This is a genomic window from Glycomyces salinus (assembly GCF_016428645.1).
Lineage (GTDB): Bacteria > Actinomycetota > Actinomycetes > Mycobacteriales > Micromonosporaceae > Glycomyces > Glycomyces salinus.
The window spans coordinates 34,203-48,491 of record NZ_JAELXW010000029.1 but is presented as its reverse complement, the minus strand read 5'-3'; the positions used below and the strand labels follow the sequence as shown (position 1 = coordinate 48,491).

General features: G+C 70.2%; 14 protein-coding genes and 1 tRNA gene. 6 read left to right on the top strand and 9 right to left on the bottom strand.

What is annotated here, in order from left to right; genetic code table 11:
* Positions 1-133: 133 nt before the first annotated feature.
* The 5 genes from JFB92_RS10705 to JFB92_RS10685 form a co-directional block, all read right to left on the bottom strand.
* Complete coding sequence (locus tag JFB92_RS10705) at positions 134-337, bottom strand: hypothetical protein (RefSeq protein ID WP_199037926.1); 204 nt, start codon at positions 335-337, stop codon at positions 134-136.
* Positions 338-843: 506 nt separating this feature from the next.
* Complete coding sequence (locus JFB92_RS10700; RefSeq protein ID WP_199037924.1) at positions 844-1,227, bottom strand: hypothetical protein; 384 nt, start codon at positions 1,225-1,227, stop codon at positions 844-846.
* 337 nt (positions 1,228-1,564) lie between these two features.
* The gene (locus JFB92_RS10695) at positions 1,565-3,529 is read right to left on the bottom strand and encodes an FtsX-like permease family protein (protein WP_199037922.1); all 1,965 of its coding nucleotides are present in this window, start codon (positions 3,527-3,529) and stop codon (positions 1,565-1,567) included.
* The gene (locus JFB92_RS10690; RefSeq protein WP_199037920.1) at positions 3,526-4,215 is read right to left on the bottom strand and encodes an ABC transporter ATP-binding protein; all 690 of its coding nucleotides are present in this window, start codon (positions 4,213-4,215) and stop codon (positions 3,526-3,528) included. The genes JFB92_RS10695 and JFB92_RS10690 overlap by 4 nt, the downstream gene beginning before the upstream one ends.
* 106 nt (positions 4,216-4,321) lie before the next feature.
* A complete protein-coding gene (locus tag JFB92_RS10685; RefSeq protein ID WP_199037918.1) occupies positions 4,322-4,993 on the bottom strand; it encodes a DedA family protein in 672 nt (223 codons plus the stop codon).
* A gap of 113 nt (positions 4,994-5,106) precedes the next feature.
* Between JFB92_RS10685 and JFB92_RS10680 the strand changes: the two genes are divergently transcribed.
* Positions 5,107-6,282 (top strand): sensor histidine kinase, encoded by a 1,176-nt coding sequence (locus tag JFB92_RS10680; RefSeq protein ID WP_199037916.1) that lies wholly within the window; start codon positions 5,107-5,109, stop codon positions 6,280-6,282.
* A 54-nt stretch (positions 6,283-6,336) separates the two neighbouring features.
* Positions 6,337-6,819, top strand: a complete 483-nt coding sequence (locus tag JFB92_RS10675; RefSeq protein ID WP_199037914.1) for an anthrone oxygenase family protein — start codon at positions 6,337-6,339, stop codon at positions 6,817-6,819.
* Positions 6,820-6,869: 50 nt separating this feature from the next.
* Here the strand turns inward: JFB92_RS10675 and JFB92_RS10670 are convergent.
* Positions 6,870-6,954: transfer RNA gene (locus tag JFB92_RS10670), tRNA-Tyr, on the bottom strand.
* Positions 6,955-7,097: 143 nt separating this feature from the next.
* On the opposite strand from JFB92_RS10670, the gene JFB92_RS10665 reads away from it, so the two are divergent.
* Positions 7,098-7,589 (top strand): YajQ family cyclic di-GMP-binding protein, encoded by a 492-nt coding sequence (locus tag JFB92_RS10665; protein WP_199037912.1) that lies wholly within the window; start codon positions 7,098-7,100, stop codon positions 7,587-7,589.
* 5 nt (positions 7,590-7,594) lie between these two features.
* Here JFB92_RS10665 and recD2 read toward each other — a convergent pair whose 3' ends face one another.
* Complete coding sequence (gene recD2 / locus JFB92_RS10660; protein WP_199037910.1) at positions 7,595-9,802, bottom strand: SF1B family DNA helicase RecD2; 2,208 nt, start codon at positions 9,800-9,802, stop codon at positions 7,595-7,597.
* A 9-nt stretch (positions 9,803-9,811) separates the two neighbouring features.
* Positions 9,812-11,338 carry an alanine/glycine:cation symporter family protein gene (locus JFB92_RS10655; RefSeq protein WP_372451619.1) on the bottom strand — a complete coding sequence of 509 codons (1,527 nt, stop codon included), beginning with the start codon at positions 11,336-11,338 and terminating at the stop codon, positions 9,812-9,814.
* A gap of 135 nt (positions 11,339-11,473) precedes the next feature.
* On the opposite strand from JFB92_RS10655, the gene JFB92_RS10650 reads away from it, so the two are divergent.
* The gene (locus JFB92_RS10650; RefSeq protein ID WP_199037906.1) at positions 11,474-12,169 is read left to right on the top strand and encodes an exonuclease domain-containing protein; all 696 of its coding nucleotides are present in this window, start codon (positions 11,474-11,476) and stop codon (positions 12,167-12,169) included.
* 3 nt (positions 12,170-12,172) lie between these two features.
* Here the strand turns inward: JFB92_RS10650 and JFB92_RS10645 are convergent, their stop codons facing one another.
* Positions 12,173-12,982: a copper chaperone PCu(A)C domain-containing protein gene (locus JFB92_RS10645; protein WP_199037904.1), complete on the bottom strand. Its 810-nt coding sequence runs from the start codon at positions 12,980-12,982 to the stop codon at positions 12,173-12,175.
* Positions 12,983-13,276: 294 nt separating this feature from the next.
* On the opposite strand from JFB92_RS10645, the gene JFB92_RS10640 reads away from it, so the two are divergent.
* Complete coding sequence (locus tag JFB92_RS10640; RefSeq protein WP_199037902.1) at positions 13,277-13,774, top strand: CarD family transcriptional regulator; 498 nt, start codon at positions 13,277-13,279, stop codon at positions 13,772-13,774.
* 29 nt (positions 13,775-13,803) lie between these two features.
* The gene (gene ispF, locus JFB92_RS10635) at positions 13,804-14,289 is read left to right on the top strand and encodes a 2-C-methyl-D-erythritol 2,4-cyclodiphosphate synthase (RefSeq protein ID WP_307789106.1); all 486 of its coding nucleotides are present in this window, start codon (positions 13,804-13,806) and stop codon (positions 14,287-14,289) included.

Below are 14,289 nucleotides of genomic sequence, written 5' to 3'. Positions count from 1 at the left end.
GCTGTGGATCGGGACACACCCGGGTTCAAGGAGAACGTCCCACTCGTATCCGCACGATCACTCGCACGCCCCGGGCCCAAGGAGGCCCCCGGCTGCGGGAAAGCGGCTCCGCCGCTTGGCACGCCAACGAACCTCACACGCTCCACGGCGCGCGAGACCGATTCACGCCCAGCTTCGCCTCCCGCTCCAGCCTGCGCCGCATCGCGATGAAGTCGATTCGCTTGGAGACGCGCTCCAGCCTCGCCGCCGAGGGCCGCCATCCGGACGACCGCAGCTCGTGCACCAACGTCCGCAGCATCTGTTCGGGGTCGGCGATGACACGACCGGAACCGAACACGACCAACCGCCATCGGGTCGCGCGGCCACGGGAACCGACGGTCCTCGGGCGCCGGCCAGTACGGCGGAAGATCACTCATCGTTCGATCATGAACCCGGCCGGTGACATTCAGAATGGTCGGCCGACTCGACGTCCGTCGGCGTGCCAAGCGGCGGAGCCGCTTTCCCGCAGCCGGGGGTCCCCTTTTGCCACGGGCGCCGTCAAAGCCCTCGCCGGCGAGCGCGGCCGAGGTTGCGCGGACGGCGCGTTCGGCGGTGTCGGATTCAGGCCTGCTGCCGGTTTCGGTTTCGACACCGGAGCCCCGTGCTTCACAATCAGGGGGCTCCGGCGTCCTCGATGCGGAGGGACCGACGGCCGATTCGCCAGTTCACACGGAAAGGCTCAATACTCGTCGGTCCGATCCCTGCGTTCCACCACAGCCGGCAAAAGCTACTCGGGTTCAGAATCCGTTGAGGCGCAACACATTCAACCGGAGGCCCTCGCATTGGCCGAGGCGACCTCGAACCCTATGCGGAAAGATTCCTGGTAGTACACTTTGTAGTGGGTCCGTTCCAACATAGCGACATCCAGTAGTCATGCTGACTCCCGCCATACAGCCTTGTGATTGTGTAGCTGCATCCCCCACCACTGCCATCGGAAACTGATGCAATGACGTCGGTGCCGTCATAGACTTTGCCCACCATTATGTACTTGTCATTATAAGTATCGCAAACCGTGATCCTGTCGTATATCCCTTCGTCTTGTTGAACCATGTATCCGAGGCGCGTGTGGTCGAGGTCGTACAGGTGGAGAGAGGTGCTGGCGGCTTGGGCCTGTCCGGAGGTTGCGATGACGAGCGCGGCCATGGCGGCGACAACGATCACCGCCCGTTTCACGAGCTTTGCGAACATATAATTCTCCCGTACGATTTTGGGCGTAAATGGACGGGCTCGATTGTTCACGACGGCCGCACGGATGTTGCATGGGTTCCGCACGGACGGGCCGCCGGCGGTCAGCGATCCACGGCGAGCCGCTCGGCCGGTCCGGCGTGCCCGAGCTGCGGTGATGATTCGGTTATGAACCGATGATGATCGTCCCGCATAGGGTCGTCGGGACGCTGTCGACAGACGCGATTTGATTCCGACCACAACTCAATAGGTCCTAGGAGGAGGCCGGTTCGGCGATGATGAACTCTCCCTCATCGTCGAACCGGCAATCCCTCGTTCCTCTTCGGGCCCAGCGGGGGTGTCAGTCGGGGCGGGGACTCACGTCCTCCATTGTGGCCTTGAGCAGCGGGCGGGACAGCGCCCCCGCTCCGATCACCGCCGCCGTCCCGATCGCCAGGGTCGCGGCCAGGATCGCCACCCCGGTCGCGTCGAGTCCCATCACCCCGATCAGCGGCGCGGTAAGCAGCATCCCGGTCAGCACCGAGCCGCCTCCCAGGATCGCCATGGGCAGGATCGTCTCCTGGCGGCGGGCGCGGTCGAGCACCTCCCGCGGCGTGCCGGACAGGTGCAGCAGCCGGTAGGTCTTGCGGCGGTCCAGCACCGAGCCGAGTCCGTTGACCGCCGCCGACATCGCCGCGGTCATGAAGACCACGCCGAGGACCACCGTCACCCCGACTCGGACGCTCGCGACGATGCCGTTGGACATGATCCCCTCGTCGACCTCCTCCCGTTCGGGCGAGGCGCCGTCGAGGGCGACCGTCAGGAGGGACCTGACCCGCTCCAGGTCGGCGCCGGTGGTGGCCGCGGAGACGACCGCGGTCCCCTCGGCGCCGAAGTCCGGGTCGGGCTCGGCCACTTCGATCTCGGCCAGGCCGTCGACGGCCTCGGCGGCGTTCGCGGCCAGCGCCTCGGCCTCGTCGGCCTCGACGGTGGCGGTCAGGGTCTCGCTCTCGCGCGCGTCGGTGTCGGTCTCGATCATCGGGATCAGCGCCACCGACCCGGCCACGAAGCCCGCCAACGCGACGCCCGCGACGGTTCGCCACGCGGCCTTCGGGTCGTCGACCAGACGGCGGGCCGCCAGCATCCTCGCGGGCGTCCGGGCGGTCCTGGCGAGGATCCTCCCGATCTTCTGGACCACCCACGGGCCCACCAGGTTCACCGCCGCGATCACTCCGGCGAACAGGCCCATGAGGACCGCGACGACCACCATGTCACCGCCGCCCACCATCTGGCTGGCGACCAGGAACGCGACCGAGACCGCCGCGAAGACCACCAAGCGGATCGCCCTGAGCCCTTTGGGCCGCACTCGCCGGGCGACGCCCAGCGGGCTGATCACCACGCTCCGCAGTCCGATCACCGCCGAGACGGCCACCAGCACCGGCACCGCGAGCACGACCGCCGCCATCCACGGCGCCCCCGCCCACAGGTCGCCCACGAACCACGGTCCGCCGTCGATCGGGATCCGCGCGACCAGCGGCGTCAGGACCATCCAAGCGCCAGTGCCCGCCACCGCCCCGGCGAGGGCGGCCAGGGTCGTCTCGATGAGCGTCAGGCGCACCACCTGCCCCGGGGTCGCGCCGACCAGCCGCAGCGCCGCGAGCCGCTCGTCGCGCCTGGCCACGGTCAGCCGCGCGGCGGCGGCCCCGAAGATCGCGACCGGGACGACCATCAGCACGGTCGCCAGGACCATCAGCACCCGGTAGAAGCCGTACAGGAACGACGCGTCGCCGCTGTCGAAGCCGTCGACGACGCGCGGGGAGATCATGTCCTGGTCGAACCGCTCGGCGGTCATCACCGGACTGCCGGCGTCGCGCCCGACGACGGCGACCAGCTCGTTCGGGTGCGCCAGCGCCTCCTCGCCCAGTTCGCCGGCCGCCTCGCCGCCGTAGCGGGCCAGGAAGTCCTCCTCGGGTACGCCTTCGAGCAGGTCGGCCAGCGCCGGGGACAGCCAGACCTGTCCGGGCTCGGGGAAGGAATCCATGCCGGGCGGGGCGGGCGCGGACCCGTCCAGTTCGGCCAGGTCGACCCGGGTGACCGCGTCGGCGCCGAAGAAGTCGGTCGCCGTGGCGATGACCGCCGCGCCGTCGTCGACTTCGTCGGGGGCCCGCCACTCGGTGCGGTCGGCGCGTTCGGCGAACGCGAAGTTCCCGGCCACGGCGAACTGGAGGAGCAGGGTCGCCACGGCCACGGCCAGGGCGGTCAGGCCGGTGCTCAGCAGCGCGCCGCGGCCGCCGAGGCGCGTCAGCCTCCAGGCCAGTGAGGTCATCGACGCGCTCCCGCCATGGGGTGGTCGAACAGCCGGCCGTCGCGGATCTCCACGGTGCGGTCGCAGCGCGCGGCGACCAGCGGGTCGTGGGTGACGACCACGAGCGCCGCGTTCAGTTCGGCGACGGTCTGGAGCAGGACGCCCATCACCTGGTCGCCGGTGGCGCGGTCGAGCGCGCCGGTCGGCTCGTCGGCGAAGACGACCGCGGGGCGGATCACGAGCGCGCGGGCCAGGGCCACGCGCTGGGCCTCGCCGCCGGAGAGCTCGCCGGGGCGGCGGTCCTCCTTGCCGGCCAGGCCGAGCCGGCCGAGCCATTCGCGGGCCGGTTCGAGCGCCTTGGGGCGGCTGTCGCCGCCGAGCATCAGCGGCAGCGCCACGTTCTCGTCGGCCGGCAGCTCGGGAAGGAGCTGCCCGAACTGGAACAGGAACGCGAAGCGGCTGCGCCGCAAGTGGCTGCGTTGGCGCTCGGACAGGGAGTCGACGCGCTCGTCGAACAGGCGCACCTCCCCGGCGTCGGGCTTGATGATCCCTGCCAGGCAGTGCAGGAGGGTCGACTTGCCCGAGCCGCTGGGCCCGGTGACGGCCACCGACTCGCCCGGCGCGGCCGAGAAGTCCACGCCGCCGAGGGCCACGGCGCTCCCGAAGCGCTTGTGCAGTCCGAGCCCGGTGATCATGGGCGGGGTCATCGGCGTTCCCTCCGCTGGTCGTCGATGAGGGGCAGGACCGCTCCGGTCAGGAGGAAGGTGATGGTGACGGCGAGAATGACGATCACGCCGACATCGAGGAATCCGTTCATGACTCCAGCTTCGCGGCCAGCGGCGGCGGCGACTTCGGTTCGATTGCCGGTTTCTCCGCCGGCGTCTCGGCCGTTCGGCCGAGAGCCCCCGGTCCCCCACTCGAGCCCTGGAACCACCAGCCGAGCACGGCCGAGGCCGCCGCCACAGAGGTGATCGTCGTGGCCGCCGAATACAGGCCCGGCCCCAGCAGCCAGCCGATGAACAGGCCCAGCCCGACCATGTACGAGGCCCACAGGACGCCCGCGAACGCCGCCATGCGCCCGTGCCGGTAGGCCGGGGCCGACACCGCCGCCCACGCCAGCGCGGTCCTCCCGGCGGGCAGGAACCTCGCGATCAGGGTCGTGCGGACCGGGTTCCGCTCCAGGGTCGCGAGGATGCGCCCTTCGACCCGGGCGGCCCGCCGCGAGGCGGCCAGCGGCCGCGCGAAGCGGGCCCGCGCGCCGCGCATGGCCCGGTGGCCCAGCACGTCGCCCAGCCAGGAGGCGGCGGCCGCGCAGGCGATCAGCCCGGCGACCAGCGCCGGCTCGTCGACCAGGAACCCCGAGAGCGTGGCGATCGTGGTGGCGCTCGGCAGCATCGGGACGAAGAAGTCGCCCACCACGAGGGCGGCCAGGAGCAGTGCGATCACCGGAAGTCCGAGACCCGGTTCGAGGTTGAGAACGTCCACTCTCCCAGACTCGCCTCGCGAAGGCGCTTCGCCTTCGGCCTGAGGGATGGTTTCGGGCACGGCGTCTCGGCCGTTCGGCGGAGGACGGCGAATACGCGGCTACCGTCGACGGCATGACTGCCCGCAGGAACTGGAGCGAACGCGCGAACCGGATCGGGATGCGGCTGCTCAAGATCGGCGTCGTCTCCACGCTGACGCTGATCCTGGCGGCCGAGTGCTTCTCCGCCATACCGGGGGAATCGCCGCCGTTCTTCCGCCTGCAGGGCTGGTTCCAAGCCGCGCTGGCGGTGTTCGCGATCCTGACGTACACGCTCTACCGGCCGGGCCGCAAGCGCTGGATCGGCTATGTGGCCGTCCTGTCGATCACGCTGTCGCTGCTGGAGATCCCGAGCGACGAGCGGGGGATCGGCGTCACGGAACTGTTCGCGATGGGCATCCTGATGCTGTATGCGGTACGGCAATGGGACGCGCCGCCGGGACGGTGGGTGGCGCCGGCACTGGGCACGGCGATCCTGCTGATCGGGTTCCGGCTGTTCAAGTACACCGATTCGGCGGTCGGCGGCACGATGATGATCCTCTTCGCCCTCGGCTCCGTGGTCGGCTTCGGCGCCTACCTGCGCGGTCTGGACAAGCTGCGGCGCGAGACCCAGGAGGAGGTGCGGCGCGCCGAGCGTCTGGAGCTGGCCCGGGAGATGCACGACTTCGTGGCCCACCACGTGACCGGGATGGTGGTGCTCGCCCAGGCCGCCCAGGTGACCGACTCGAACCCGCAGAAGTGGTTCGCCGACATCGAGGAGGCCGGTCTGGCCGCGCTGGCCTCGATGCGGCGGATGGTGAAGATGCTGCGCGCCGAGGACGCCGGGACCGGCGTCAACCCGCTGGGCGACCTGTCGCAGATCGACGACCTGGTGGAGCGGTTCAGCCGCGAGGGCACCGACGCGTCCTGCTTCATCTCCCCCGACCTGGTCGGGCGGATCGACCCCGAGATCGCCGCGACCGCCCACCGGGTGGTGCGGGAGGCGCTGACAAACATCCGCAAGCACGCCCGGGGCGCGGGGCAGGTCCGGGTCGTGGTGGCCCCGGCCGGGTCGCAGGGCCTGGAGGTCGCCGTCCGCGACGACGGCCGCGCCGCCCGCAAGAAGCTCGCCGACACCGGCGGCGGCATGGGCCTGGTCGGCCTGAACGAGCGCGTCCAGACCGTCGGCGGCAGTCTGCGGGCCGAGCCCCGCCCCGAGGGCGGCTGGGAGGTCACGGCCTGGCTGCCGGTGGCGGCGGCCGTGCCCGAATGACGGGCGCGTGATCTCCGGTTCCTCTAGAACGCTCGACCGGTGTATGAAGTAGGCATGGAACTCATCCGCTGGATCGCCCTGTTCGGGGCGACCGCCGCCGTCGGCCTGATGGCGGGCGTCTTCTTCGCCTACTCCATGTCGGTCATGCCCGGCCTCGCCCGCACCGACGACCGCACCTTCGTCGCCGCGTTCCAAGCGATCGACAGGGCCATCATCAACCCGGTGTTCCTGCTGACCTTCCTCGGCGCGCTGGTGTTCCCGGCGGCGGCCACCGTGCTGCTGATCGGCCAGGGGCCCGCGTTCTGGTGGGCGCTGGCGGCGTTCGCGCTCTATCTGGCGGTGGTGATGATCACTGGCCGCGTCCACGTGCCGCGCAACAACGCGCTCAAGGCCGCCGGGGCCCCCGAACGGATCGACACGGCCGCCGCGCGCGAGCGCTTCGGGGAGGCGGAGTGGAGCCGCTGGAACGCGGTGCGGGTCTTTCTCAACCTCGCCTCGCTGGGCTGCCTGGCGGCGGCGCTGGCCGCCTTCGTGTGAGAACGGACGCGGCCCGCGACCGGGGGACCGGTCGCGGGCCGCGTTTCCGCTGGTGGCAGGTGTAGGATTCGAACCTACGTAGGCAATGCCGGCTGATTTACAGTCAGCTCCCTTTGGCCGCTCGGGCAACCTGCCGTGCTGTGTAGCGGAAGCAAGAATAGCGTCTCCCTCCCCGCTTGGTGCAACTGGGTTCCAGAGGGGTGGGACCCAGGTCTCATGGCCGGCGGCGACTAGGCTGGGCAGCCGTCTCCCTTACCGAGCGGAAGGACTGGTTCAACATGGCTGACGCCTCGTTCGACATCGTTTCCGAGATCGATCTGGCCGAGCTCGACAACGCCGTCAATCAGGCCCAGCGCGAGCTGTCGACCCGGTTCGACTTCCGCGGCACCGGCGCGAGCGTCGAGCGCAGCGGCGACGAGGCGGCGGTCCTGTCGGCCGAGACCGAGGACCGGGTGCGCGCCGCCCTGGACGTGCTCAAGGACAAGCTGGTCAAGCGCGGCATCTCGCTGAAGGCGATGGACGCCTCCGAGCCGCGGCAGTCCGGCAAGGAGTCCAAGATCGACGTCGCGTTCCAGCAGGGGATCTCCCAGGACAACGCCAAGAAGATCGGCAAGATCATCCGCGACGAGGGCCCCAAGGGCGTCAAGCCCCAGATCCAGGGCGACAAACTGCGCGTCACCGGCAAGAAGCGCGACGACCTCCAGCAGGTCATCAAGCTCCTCAAGGGCAAGGACCTCGACGTGGCCCTCCAGTTCACCAACTACCGTTAGCGCGCTCAGCCGGTCAGCCGGTGGGCCAGGCCCGTGTGGCGTTTGCCGGTGCCCGCCGTGCGGACGGCCACCGCCAGGGCCTTCTTCGATCCGACCAGCACCACCAGGCGCTTGGCGCGGGTGATCGCGGTGTAGAGCAGGTTCCGCTGCAGCATCGTCCAGGCGCTGGTGGTCACCGGCACGACCACCGCCGGGTACTCGCTGCCCTGCGAGCGGTGCACGGTGATCGCGTACGCGTGCACGAGCTCGTCGAGCTCGGAGAACTCGTAGTCGACGTCCTCGTCCTCGTCGGTGCGGACGGCCAGCGTCTGCGCCTCGGGGTCGAGTGCCGTCACCGTGCCGACGGTGCCGTTGAAGACCCCGGCCGCGCCCTTGGAGTAGTTGTTGCGGATCTGGATGACCTTGTCGCCGACACGGTAGACGCGGCCGCCGTACCGCCGCTCGGGCAGGCCCTCCCGGGCCGGGGTGAGCGCCTCCTGGAGCTTGAGGTTGAGGTTCCCGGCGCCGGGGCCGCCTCGGTGCATCGGCGTCAGCACCTGGACGTCGCGGACCGGGTCGAGCCCGAACCTGGCCGGGATCCGGTTGGCGACGATGTCGACGACCTGGTCGGCGACGGCCTCGTTGTCCTCGGAGGCGAAGTGGAAGAAGTCCTTGTAGCCCTCCAGGACCGGGCTCTGGCCGCGGTTGACCCGGTGGGCGTTGGCCACCACGCCGGACTCGGCGGCCTGCCGGAAGATCTTGGTCAGCCGCACCCTCGGGATCGCCTCGGCGGCCAGGACGTCGCGCAGGACCTCCCCGGCGCCGACGCTCGGCAGCTGGTCGACGTCGCCCACCAGCAGCAGGTGCGCCCCCGGCGGGACGGCCTTGACGAGCTTGTTCGCCAGGATCGTGTCCAGCATGGATGACTCGTCGACGACCAGCAGGTCGACGTCCAGGGGGTTGTCGCGGTCGTAGGCGGCGTCGCCGCCGGGCCGCAGCTCCAGCAGGCGGTGCAGGGTGGTCGCCTCGTGCCCGGTGAGCTCGGACAGGCGCTTGGCCGCGCGACCGGTCGGGGCCGCCAGCATCACCTTGCCGCCCTTGGCGCGGGCCAGGTCGACGATCGAGGAGACGGTGAAGCTCTTGCCGCAGCCGGGCCCGCCGGTCAGGACCGCGACCCGTTCGGTGAGCGCGAGCCTGACCGCCTCGGCCTGCTCGGGCGCCAGGGAGGCGCTGCGGCGCCGCTCGACCCAGGCGAAGGCCCGGTCCCAGTCGACCGCGGCGAAGGCCGCCAGGCGGTCGCCCTCGGCTCGCAGCAGCGCCAGCAGGCCCGCGGCCAGGCCGCGTTCGGCGTGGTAGAACGGCGCGAGGTACCGGGCCGGCACGGTGGAGTCGCCCGCGGGCACCTGGTCGGCGATGACGTGCTCGGCGGCCTCGGCGAGCTCGTCCAGCGCTCTGGCGACCGGTTCGGCCTCGAGTCCGAGCAGTTCGACGGTGTCGGCGATCAGGTTCGGGGCGGGCAGGAAGCAGTGCCCGCCGTCGCCGGCCTCGGAGAGGGTGTACTGGAGGGCGGCCTTGACGCGCTCGGGCGAGTCGTGCGGGATGCCGACGGCGCGGGCGACGGCGTCGGCGGTCTTGAACCCGATGCCCCACACCTCGTTGGCGAGCCGGTAGGGCTCGTTCTTGACCACGCCGATCGAGGCGTCGCCGTACTTCTTGTAGACGCGCACCGCCAGGGAGGTCGAGACGTCAACCGACTGGAGGAACACCATCACCTCCTTGATGGCGCGCTGCTCCTCCCAGGCCGCGGCGATGGACTTGGTGCGCTTGGGCCCCAGGCCGGGGACCTCGATGAGCCGGGCGGGGTCGGCGTCGATGACGTCGAGGGTCTCGACGCCGAAGTGGGCGACGATCTTCTCGGCGGTCTTGGGGCCGATCCCCTTGATCAGGCCCGAGCCGAGGTAGCGCTCGATGCCCTGGACGGTGGCCGGCAGGACCGTCCGGTAGGACCGGACCTCGAACTGGCGGCCGTACTTGGGGTGGCTGGTCCACCGCCCGGTCAGGTCGAGGCTCTCCCCGACCTGGGCTCCGAGCAGTGGACCGACGATCGTGATCAGGTCGGCTCCCGACCTGGCGCTGGAGGCGCGGGCGACGGTGTATCCGGTCTCCTCGTTGGCGTACGTGACGCGTTCGAGGACCGCTTCCAGATTCGCCTCGCCGGGCCGGGAGCCGTTCATGACTCGATGCTATTGGGCGGGTGTGTCAGCCGTCTTGGCCGGCTCACCGCCCTCGTCGGGGCCGTTTCCGGCCTTGACCGCGTCGGACGGGAGCATTCTCCAGTCCGGGTTGGCGAAGAACTTCTTGGTCTCCCGGTAGACCACCGGCGAGAGGATGACCAGGCCGATGAGGTTCGGCAGCGCCATCAGGCCGTTGGCGATGTCCGAGAAGCCCCACACCAGGTCGAGGCTGGTGACCGCGCCCAGGTAGGCGACCAGGACGAACACGATGCGGTAGGGCAGGATCAGTGCCCGGCCGGTGAAGCGCTCCAGGCACTTCTCGCCGTAGTAGGACCAGCCGATGAGGGTCGAGAACGCGAACGTGGCGATCGCGATCGCGACGATCAGGCCGCCGATGGTGCCGCCGGTGGTGTCGGCGCCGCCCATGCCGGTCTCGAACGCCAATCGGGTGAGCGCCGAGTCGACGACCAGCACTTCCTCGCCGTCGACGACCTCGGTGGTGCCGAGCACGCCGGTGACGACGATGACCAGGCCGGTCATGGTGACCACGATGAGCGTGTCGATGAACGTCTGCGTCATCGACACCATCGCCTGCCGCACGGGCTGGTCGGTCTTGGCCGCGGCGGCGGCGATGCCGCCGGTGCCCAGACCGGACTCGTTGGAGAAGATGCCGCGGGCCACGCCGTAGCGGATCACGGTCATGATCGCCGCTCCGGTGAACCCGCCGACCGCCGAGGCGCCGGTGAACGCCTGCTCGAAGATCATGCCGAACGCGGTGCCGAGCACGTCGATGTTGAGCACGATGACCGCCAGGGCCCCGGCGAGGTAGAAGATGACCATGAACGGCACCAGGGCGCTGGCCACGCGGCCGAGCCACTTGATGCCGCCGAGGATGACCAGGCCGACCGACACGAGGATGACCACGCCGGTCCACGACGGGGTCCAGAACGTGTCCTCGGGAAGCTGGCCCTGGATGGCGGTGGCGACCTGCCCGGCCTGCACGGCGTTGCCGATGCCGAAGCTGGCGATGACGCCGAAGATCGCGAAGGCCATCGCCAGGATCTTGCCGAGCGGGCCCTTGATGCCCTCGGAGAGGTACACCTGGGGTCCGCCGGACTTCTGGCCCTTGGCGTTGGTCTTGCGGTACTTGACGCCCAGGAGGGCCTCGGAGTACTTGGTGGCCATGCCGACCAGGCCGGTCACCCACATCCAGAACAGGGCGCCGGGCCCGCCCATGGCGATGGCGGCGCCGACGCCGCCGATGTTGCCGACGCCGACGGTCGCGGCGAGCGCGACCGAGAGCGCCTGGTAGTGGGTGATGTCGCCGTCGGTGCCCTCCTTCTCGTGGCGCCTGAACAGCGCCAGCCACAGGCCGTAGCCGAGGCGGCGGACCTGGATGCCGCTGAGCAGCGCGGTCAGGTAGACGCCGACCGCGAGCAGGAGCGGGATGAGGAGCCAAGGGCCCCACACGAATGAGCTGACCTCGCCTACCGCGTCGCCGAAGTCGGCGTTGAGATTGTCTGCCCATTCCTGAATCGCGTCAGTAATGGGGGAGAGAAAGTCCAATGTTCCTCCAGGGGACGAATACGGGCACATTGAGAGGGTGCGCACTGATGCGCTCGGGCATGAGCATATCGGTGGATTGTCGGCGGCGGTCGCTATGGTGGCGCCATGGACGAGAGATGGTTCGAGGGCCCGCTACTGGGCTTCGACACGGAGACGACCGGCGTGATCGTGGCCAATGACCGGATCGTGCAGGCGGCGCTGGTGACAGTGGAGCCGGACGGCGGCAGGCGGGATCGGGTGTGGCTGATCGACCCGGGCGTGCCGATCCCACCGGGGGCCTCACGGGTCCACGGGATCACCGACGCGCAGGTCCGGGAGTCGGGGGCGGCGCCCGAGGGGGCGCTGCGGGAGATCACGGCCGAGCTGTCGGCGGCGATCGAGGCCGAGGTGCCGCTGGTGCTGTTCCGGGCCGGCTTCGACCTGACGATGCTGTCCCACGAGCTCGACCGGCACGGGATCGAGCAGCCCGACTGGGGCAAGGCCGCGGTGGTCGACCCGGCGGTGCTGGACAAGCGGGTCGACCGGTACCGGAAGGGCAAGCGGACCCTGGGGGTCACCGCCCGGCACTACGGGGTGCCGCTGGAGGACGCGCACTCGGCGGCCGGTGACGCCGCGGCCACGGTCGCGCTGGCCCGCGCGATCGGCGGGCGGTATCCGGAGGTCGGTTCGCTGGGCGTGAGGGGGCTGCACGAGTCGCAGGTGCGCTGGCACGCCGAGGACGCGGCGAGCCTGGAGGCGTACTTCAAGCGTTCGGGCCGGGCCGAGCGGGTGGAGCGGCGCTGGCCGCTGGCTCGCGACTGACCGTCAGTGGCCGCCGAAGCCGGGGTTCTCCTGGTATGAGGGGGAGGCCTGCTCCATCGGCTGGCCGACCGGGACGTTCGCGGTGACGAGCTCGCCGTTGGAGAACTCGAAGGTGACGGTGACGGCCTGGCCGGGGATGAGGGGCTCGGTCAGGCCCTCGATGACGAGGACGTCGCCGTCGGCCTGGTGGAGGCTGACGTAGTCGTGCGCGGCGATGTCGACGTCGATGTCGTCGGACCCGAGCAGGGCCGACTCCTCGGCCTCGCCCTCGTCGGGGCCGTCTGCTTCCTCGGAGGCGTCCTCCTCGGCGGTCTCCTCGCCGGCATCGGCGTCGGATTCGCCGTCCTCGGACTCCTCGGCGTCGTCGCCCTCAGTGTCCTCGGTGGTCTCGGGTTCGGCGGGGGTCTCCTCGGCGGCCGGGGGCTCGCCGATGCTCTCGACGTCCTCGGCGGCCACGAGCGTGACGGCCGGGCCCTCGGCGCGGGCGCCCTCCGCGGGCTTGTCCCCTTCGCCGCCGATCCACGCGTCGGTGAGGCTGATCTCCTCCGAGCTCTCGTTGGAGATCCACACCCGCAGCGGCGCGGAGTCGCCGATCTCGTAGCCCTCGGCGGACTTGAACTCGACCTGGAGGTCGCGCAGGACGATCTCACCTGACTCGGAGTCGATGTTGACCCCGGCGATCGCGCTCTGCTTCTGGTCGGTGCTGGTCACCTGGCCCGCGCCGCACGCCGCCAGCCCGGCGGCAGCGGCCGCGGCGATGGCGATCGTCGCGGTGCGTCGGGCGATGAACGCCGTGCTCGTTCCCCTGGCCACTGCTGGTCCTCCCTGATTCCCGAGAGCTTGCAGACGACAGCCTAGACGACCGTGCCGGACCGGTACCTCAGGCCCGTCGCGGGCGGAGTAGTGGCTCTCATCCGCACTCGACGGGAATCGCCGATCGGAAGCGACGAGCCTCTCATTTGGGGGCGCTCTGTCCGACCGGGAACGCCAAGGTGCCGTAGAGTAGTCGATCACATACCAATTGACCAGGGAATTCATGGCACTCCGCTGTCGGGTATCAACCCGGTGACGTGTTAGGCTAGACACAGCGAAAGGGGTTTCGATCCTATGGGTTTTAGTGTCGGCGAGACCGTTGTCTACCCCCACCACGGGGCCGCACTCGTTGAAGCTGTGGAAACTCGCGTCATCGGCGGTATCGAACAGGAATACCTCGTGCTGCGAGTCGAGCAGGGCGACCTGACAGTAAAGGTTCCAGCCAAGAACGTCGAACTCGTCGGCGTCCGCGAGGTGGTCGGCGCCGAGGGACTCGAAGAGGTCTTCGACGTGCTGCGCGCCCCTCACACGGAGGAACCCACCAACTGGTCGCGGCGTTACAAGGCCAACGTGGAGAAGTTGGCCTCCGGTTCCCCGCTCAAGATCGCCGAGGTCGTTCGAGACCTGTGGCGGCGCGACCGGGAACGCGGTCTGTCGGCCGGGGAGAAGCGAATGCTCTCCAAGGCCCGCGAGATCCTCGTCGGCGAGATCGCCCTCGCCGAGGACTGCGTCAAAGACGAGGCCGAGAACATCCTCGACAAGGTGCTGCTCTCGGAGGCCCCGGTCAACTAGCCTCCGTTCCCATCAGCGTTTTCACCCGAGTGCGTTCCGATATTCCACCGGTCGTCGTCGGGCACGGCAGCGACGTGCACCGCTTCGACCCCGAGCGTCCATGCCGTCTGGCGTGCCTGGACTGGCCCGGCGAGCCCGGGCTGGCCGGGCACTCGGACGGCGACGTGGCCGCCCACGCGGCCTGCGACGCCCTGCTCTCGGCGGCCGCCCTCGGCGACCTCGGGAGCAATTTCGGCACCTCCCGGCCCGAGTGGTCCGGCGCCTCCGGCCGCGCGCTGCTGGCCGAGACCGCCCGCCTCGTCGGCGAGGCCGGGTGGGGAGTCTGCAACGTCAGCGTCCAGGTCATCGGCGCCCGGCCCAAGATCGGCCCCAGGCGCGAAGAGGCCGAGCGGGCCCTCTCCGAGGCCGCCGCAGCTCCCGTGCGGCTGTCGGCCACGACCACCGACGGCCTCGGCTTCACCGGACGAGGCGAGGGTCTGGCCGCGACCGCGGTAGCGTTGCTCTACAGGCTTTGA

What these genes read in the sequence shown, in the direction of transcription:
- JFB92_RS10690 (WP_199037920.1), bottom strand. Translation starts at nt 4,215, where the DNA reads ATGACCCCGCCCATGATCACCGGGCTCGGACTGCACAAGCGCTTCGGG.
- JFB92_RS10650 (WP_199037906.1), top strand. Translation starts at nt 11,474, where the DNA reads ATGGACGAGAGATGGTTCGAGGGCCCGCTACTGGGCTTCGACACGGAG.
- JFB92_RS10665 (WP_199037912.1), top strand. Translation starts at nt 7,098, where the DNA reads ATGGCTGACGCCTCGTTCGACATCGTTTCCGAGATCGATCTGGCCGAG.
- JFB92_RS10700 (WP_199037924.1), bottom strand. Translation starts at nt 1,227, where the DNA reads ATGTTCGCAAAGCTCGTGAAACGGGCGGTGATCGTTGTCGCCGCCATG.
- JFB92_RS10640 (WP_199037902.1), top strand. Translation starts at nt 13,277, where the DNA reads ATGGGTTTTAGTGTCGGCGAGACCGTTGTCTACCCCCACCACGGGGCC.
- JFB92_RS10675 (WP_199037914.1), top strand. Translation starts at nt 6,337, where the DNA reads ATGGAACTCATCCGCTGGATCGCCCTGTTCGGGGCGACCGCCGCCGTC.
- recD2 (WP_199037910.1), bottom strand. Translation starts at nt 9,802, where the DNA reads ATGAACGGCTCCCGGCCCGGCGAGGCGAATCTGGAAGCGGTCCTCGAA.
- JFB92_RS10695 (WP_199037922.1), bottom strand. Translation starts at nt 3,529, where the DNA reads ATGACCTCACTGGCCTGGAGGCTGACGCGCCTCGGCGGCCGCGGCGCG.
- JFB92_RS10680 (WP_199037916.1), top strand. Translation starts at nt 5,107, where the DNA reads ATGACTGCCCGCAGGAACTGGAGCGAACGCGCGAACCGGATCGGGATG.